Source organism: Komagataeibacter ossonobensis (assembly GCF_057359305.1).
In genome coordinates this window covers 1-3073 of sequence record NZ_JBXAYQ010000094.1, presented here as the reverse complement: position 1 = coordinate 3073, position 3073 = coordinate 1, and the positions used below count along the sequence as shown (strand labels likewise).

4 protein-coding genes are annotated in these 3073 nt (G+C 52.4%); 2 read left to right on the top strand and 2 right to left on the bottom strand.

Annotation, left to right across the window (positions count from 1 at the left end; all coding sequences use genetic code 11):
- The coding region (locus tag AC1RQ9_RS18630; RefSeq protein WP_485988079.1) for a thiol:disulfide interchange protein at nucleotides 1–895 on the bottom strand (895 nt) is incomplete at its 3' end.
- A gap of 61 nt (nucleotides 896–956) precedes the next feature.
- Entirely contained in the window at nucleotides 957–1346 is a 390-nt protein-coding gene (locus tag AC1RQ9_RS18625; protein WP_217420214.1) for a hypothetical protein, read from the bottom strand.
- 620 nt (nucleotides 1347–1966) lie between these two features.
- Here AC1RQ9_RS18625 and AC1RQ9_RS18620 point away from each other — a divergent pair.
- Together AC1RQ9_RS18620 and AC1RQ9_RS18615 are read left to right on the top strand one after the other, a co-directional pair.
- Complete coding sequence (locus tag AC1RQ9_RS18620; protein ID WP_485988077.1) at nucleotides 1967–2188, top strand: WGR domain-containing protein; 222 nt, start codon at nucleotides 1967–1969, stop codon at nucleotides 2186–2188.
- 384 nt (nucleotides 2189–2572) lie between these two features.
- A partial coding sequence (locus tag AC1RQ9_RS18615) for a Ros/MucR family transcriptional regulator (RefSeq protein WP_485988076.1) occupies nucleotides 2573–3073 on the top strand: 501 nt, incomplete at its 3' end.

Genomic DNA, 3073 nt, shown 5'->3' with positions numbered 1-3073 from the left:
CTATCTGCCGTGCAATCCGGGTATTACGGGCAAGCTTCTCCCCACTATCCGGTTCAGGTGCAGCCAATCCCGGGTTTAGACGACCGTTGACCCACGCTTGTGCCATTTCGTGTGCCGGAAGCGACAGCATGGCTCTCGCATTGACGGTACTGGCGCCGTTATCCTCGTAATCAAGCAATGACAGCGGGACTATTTTCAGGCGAACTTTCCCTGCATCGATTGCGGGCTGAAGGATATGCATCGCCTTTATCGAGTAGATGCATTGCGGGTCTATGAACATGATGACTTCCGGGGATGAAGGTGTCCCTATAAGGCCTCCCGAGAGACCCTGGAGCCCGGACTGTTCGTTAGCGTCGGATGAAGCGCCAGAGATACTGATTTCTGGGACGGCTCCAGGAATGCCCCTGATCTGGTCTTTCGTGATGTCCTGTCCGGTGGCGCCCCACATGCGGGCAGCGACTGCCGCCTTGCCATCCGGGGTCGCATAGACGACCTGAAAACGGTTATCCGCCCGAACAAACATTCCCCTGATGCCATCGACAGGTGCGAGATCGTGGGCGCGCGATCCGGCCAGGGAACGTAGGGTGTCGTAGGGTATCGGGATCAGTGTGCCGCTAAGCACGATCGCGTGGCTTTCCGGGGCGAAAAAGACGAGGAGTTCGTTCCGGGTATGGGCGATGCCAGCTTCGAAGCCGTGGACATCGGGTAGTTTTTCGATGTTGGCCCCTGCGATCCCAAGGTGGGCGACTGCATCGGTCCTACCCTTATCATCATGTTCCAGGGTCGGCCCTACGGTGTCGCTCCTGGACTCAATCGGAGTAGACACAGAGCATTGCTGTCCTTGCGCCGGCGCGTGCATGAGCAGGAGAAATGGCAACACGTAGAAACAGCGCATGGCGGACTCCGGACAATACCTATGTCCTGTACGCCCTGATCATGCGACTGCGATTAAAAAATCATCCCTTGTCGTTTCCCCTTTCTTGAGACAGGAGATTTTCAAAAGGGGGGGGGATCGGGGAGAGAATAAACGTATCTTCTGCTTCGCTTCCTAACTCCTCGACCGACATCTCGCTTATCATTTTTACAAGAATATCAACGCGGAGTTGCAAATAATGGGAATTCGGGTGGTCGTCTTTCAACTGACGGCCTTTTTCGTGGCAAAGCACCAGAATGGGGTGCAATGATCTTGCCTGCTCACGCCTGGCAGTTGATGTTTTCACTGGAGAAGCAATGTATTCAATATTGCATCTCAGCGCTAAAATCGCCTGAACCAGCGTCAGACATAGCTGTCCGGATTGTTCGTCATCGATAAGCTCGAAACGCGAGCGAAGTTCATCAAACTTCATGTCATCCTCACACGGATCAAGACGAACACACTGAAGCAACGCAGTGCACGGTTGCCATGTTTCTTACGGAGCGCTGGAGCGGCATAACTCGATATACTTTGCTATTATTGACGATTTTCGTCGTGATTTAATCTGGTCACTTAGCTCCACGGACTCATGATCAGGCTGCTCAATCTACACGATTCCGTCTTGTTGTAACGTATATCTCATTATTGTTACCGAGTGTATCGTCTATGTTCTGCGGGCAACGCATGTTCGAAACATCCAGAGTGCTCTCTGGCTGATCGATTGACACTCACGCCTGAGTGGCGAGAAAAAGGGTCTTCTACGTCATCTTCCGACCGGGTCATGGCTTGAGGCAACCACCAATGTGCTGGATGATTGACGTATCGGAAGACATCCGCATCGTACCATCCGACCTATAGATCGCAGGCAATGATCCATGCATGCTCCACGCGGCGTTGCAAAAGGCTGAAAGGAGTTCAGAATATCTGTACTTGAATAATAGATCATGTTAGCATCATGCGATGCGCAGGACCAATATGACATCCAGAAGATCAAGGAGCGCCGTTCCCCCAGGGAAAACAATACAGCTTGGACTGTTCCCGTTATCTGTCCAGTTGCGTCGTATTCAACCCAGTTTCAATGAGTGGCGGTATTACGGACTGTCAGTTCAGCCCGACCTGTTCGGTGGTGCTGCGCTTGTTCGTAACTGGGGCAGGATCGGGACAGCTGGCACCCAGCGCGTGGATCTCTATCCCGACGAGGGCGCCGCGGTGAATGCTCTGACCGCGATGATCCGTTATCGCCTGAAACGCGGCTATATCGTTACACAGCCATGACTGGCTGCATTACCTGCAGGGGTAGCCCGCTGTGATCATCAGGCAGGTGATAGAGATAAATACTGTATCCGCTCACCACGTCATGGAAAATTCGTGTGTGGATATATTCGGACTAAAAAACTTATCATCGACATTGGGGTGAGCCGTAGTTTTTGTGAAAGGCCCGTTGCATAAGCCAGTTTACGCCGTCTGATAGCGTAATCAGGGGCAGGCTCCGCCGCATACAATTTGCGTAAAACTTGATGTTCATGGTGCGATGTGATCGATGTATGCAACGTACCGCAATATATAATTCAGCTTTCGATACGCCATATTTTGCCGATTGCATATAGACTTACACTCCGGCAATGTTATTCGGTAAAAATATAGCGGAGAGGCTTTATCATGGACCAATCAGACGACCTATCCCCGGCAATTGTAATTGCCATGAGCGACATAGTGGCAGCGCATCTCGGCAATACCAATACCTCTCTGCCGACAGAACATGTCCCGGCGTTTATCCGCGATGTCTACGCTGCTATCCGCGAAACAACACCGGCCACAGAGAAAAACAGCAGCATTCCTGCCCAGCAGCCTGCAGTTCCAGTCGGGCAGTCGGTGTTTCCTGACCACATCGTCTGTCTGGAAGATGGCAAAAAACTCAAAATGCTCAAGCGTCACCTGCAGACAAGGTACGGAATGACGCCAACGCAATACCGGGAGAAGTGGCAGCTTCCTATGGATTATCCCATGGTTGCTCCGGAGTATGCCAAAATGCGAGCGACTCTGGCGCGAGACGCGGGTCTCGGACGTAAGGTTTTGGTGCCCCAGACCGCTCCCGTGGACGAAGCAACCGCAGCACCTTCTGTCGATAGTGCGACGAAAGAAGTGTTGATCGACACTGCT